This window comes from Blautia sp. ZXY-1-B12 (genome assembly GCF_056339915.1).
On record NZ_JBWJVP010000105.1, the window covers coordinates 1 to 2,353 of the forward strand.

The following is a 2,353-nucleotide window of genomic DNA, read 5'->3' on the forward strand; positions in this document are numbered from 1 at the left end:
GCGAGGACATCATTGAAAGACCGCTTGGTGATCTGGATGGTTTTGTAGAACATCTGGAAGAATACAAGATTGCAGGAAAGATATATGCAGCAAACGTGATGGATGCCGGATTAGTCAGAAATCAAAGTGTTTTCAAAAAAGCCTATGATCCTGGGATATTCCGTTCAAAATGCTGAGAAATTGAGAGTTGGCGAATAAAGCTTATAAAAAACAAAGGGATAATTATAGATGTCATAAAAGCAAAAAAATTCAAGTAGTTATTTTTGCCCCGGAATCCGTTAGCTGGCAGTAGATAAGCAAATTAGTTTCTTATCACTGTTAAGCCAAGGATTCCGGGGGATTTTTTGTTTTCTACGTTCCCTTGTTATTTATGCTGCTGACACACCATTTTCACCTGTGCGTGTCCTGTTTTCTACGCCGGAACGGCGGATTCCTGCAAAGATGGAGCCTGCAATATTATGCCATACACTGAAAATAGCACCTGGAAGAGTTGCCAGTGGATTGGCTACAAAGTTAGCTGCTGCCAGAGAAACTGCCAGTCCGCTGTTTTGCATGCCCACTTCAATAGCTATAGCTGTTGCCCGTGTATATTCTACATGGAAAATTTTTGCTGCAAGGAGCCCAAGCATCATACCACAGAAATTGTGGATCGCAACAACGCCAAGGACCAGAACTCCGCAGCTTAAGATTTTCTCTGCATTAATTGCCACGATTCCGCCAATGATCATAACAATGGCTACAACAGAGATCAATGGCATAACATCTGAAACTTTATCTACATGATCTCCTGCAAGTGTACGGAGAAGGATTCCAAGAAGTACAGGAACCAGAATTACTTTTACAACAGAAAGTACCATTGCCCAGAAGGATACTTCCACCCAGGCACCTGCCAGAATGTACACAAGAAATGGAGTCATAACAGGAGCAGCCAGAGTGGAAACGATGGTCATTCCTACTGAAAGTGCAACATCACCGCCTGCAATATAGGTGATCACATTGCTGGCTGTTCCACCAGGACAGCATCCCACAAGAATCACACCCAGAGCCAGATCTGCGGGAAGATTCATAACTTTACACAATACCCAGGCTACGACTGGCATGATCGTATACTGTGCAACTGCGCCAATGATCACTTCCTTTGGTCTGGAAAAAATTGCCCGGAAGTCTTCCAGACGTATGGTCAGTCCCATACCAAACATGATCACGCCCAGAAAAACAGATGTATAATTTGTCATCCATGCAAATCCATCCCTCCAGAAAAAGGCAAGGCATGAAAAGGCAATGATGATGATTCCAATATATCTGGATGCAAAACTGCTGATTTTTCCTATTTTCTTTAAAATATTTTCCATATATTATACCTCGTAGCTGAAGTTATCGATCAGTCTTGTTTTGCCAATATAGACAGCCATTGCTACGAGAACATTATGATCAGCTTTTTCCACAGGCTGCATGGTAAGTGCATCTACCATGGAAACGTAATCGATTTTTGCCAGAGGCTCTGCCTCGATCACTGCACGCATTTTGCCGAGAAGTTCTTCTGCGGAAATGCCTGCGTGAATGATTTCCTGTCCGAGTTTTACGGATCTGGACAGACAGAGAGCAGCCTTTCTCTCTTCATCGCTTAAATATGTATTTCTGGAGGATTTTGCCAGTCCGTCCTCTTCACGGACAATCGGGCAGCCTACGATTTCTATATCAAAATTCAGATCCTGGACCATTTTGCGGATGATGGCCAGCTGCTGAGCATCCTTCTGTCCGAAATATGCTCTGTCCGGGGCTACAATATGGAACAGCTTGGTTACAACTGTGCACACACCTTTGAAATGGATAGGACGTGTTTTTCCACAAAGTGTCTCAGATAATGTATCGATACTTACAAATGCATGGGGATCATGATACATTTCAGAAGGTTCAGGGCAGAAGATCAGGTCTGTGCCAAGACTTTCACAGAGTTTGCTGTCGCGTTCGAAATCTCTTGGATATGCCTCAAGATCCTCTGTCGGACCAAACTGTGTTGGATTGACAAAGTCAGACACAACTACAATGTCGTTCTGTTCTCTGCATTTTTTGATCAGACTTGCATGTCCCTCATGAAGAAATCCCATTGTTGGAACAAGACCTATAGTTTTACCTTCTTTTTTCCATGCTTTGATCTGTTTTCTTGTTTCTTCTACTGTTTTTGTTACCTGCATTGTTATCTCCTCTTTCTCGGTCAATGGACCGGTATCATAGATTTTGAGATAGCCTCTTTTCTGAATTCACTTTCATCTTATGATAGCCTCTAATCTGATATCAACGTTTTCAGGCCATGTCTTTCAGCAGACCATGTTTCTCATAATTGGTCACTCTG

The 2,353-nt window shown here is 42.7% G+C and carries 2 protein-coding genes; both read right to left on the reverse strand.

Annotation, left to right across the window (positions count from 1 at the left end):
* Positions 1–368: 368 nt before the first annotated feature.
* Complete coding sequence (locus tag AC075L_RS06435; RefSeq protein WP_008704363.1) at positions 369–1,352, reverse strand: bile acid:sodium symporter family protein; 984 nt, start codon at positions 1,350–1,352, stop codon at positions 369–371.
* A gap of 3 nt (positions 1,353–1,355) precedes the next feature.
* Complete coding sequence (gene panC, locus AC075L_RS06440; protein WP_008704364.1) at positions 1,356–2,195, reverse strand: pantoate--beta-alanine ligase; 840 nt, start codon at positions 2,193–2,195, stop codon at positions 1,356–1,358.
* Between the last annotated feature and the right edge of the window lie 158 nt (positions 2,196–2,353).

What these genes read in the sequence shown, in the direction of transcription:
- panC (WP_008704364.1), bottom strand. Translation starts at nt 2,195, where the DNA reads ATGCAGGTAACAAAAACAGTAGAAGAAACAAGAAAACAGATCAAAGCA.
- AC075L_RS06435 (WP_008704363.1), bottom strand. Translation starts at nt 1,352, where the DNA reads ATGGAAAATATTTTAAAGAAAATAGGAAAAATCAGCAGTTTTGCATCC.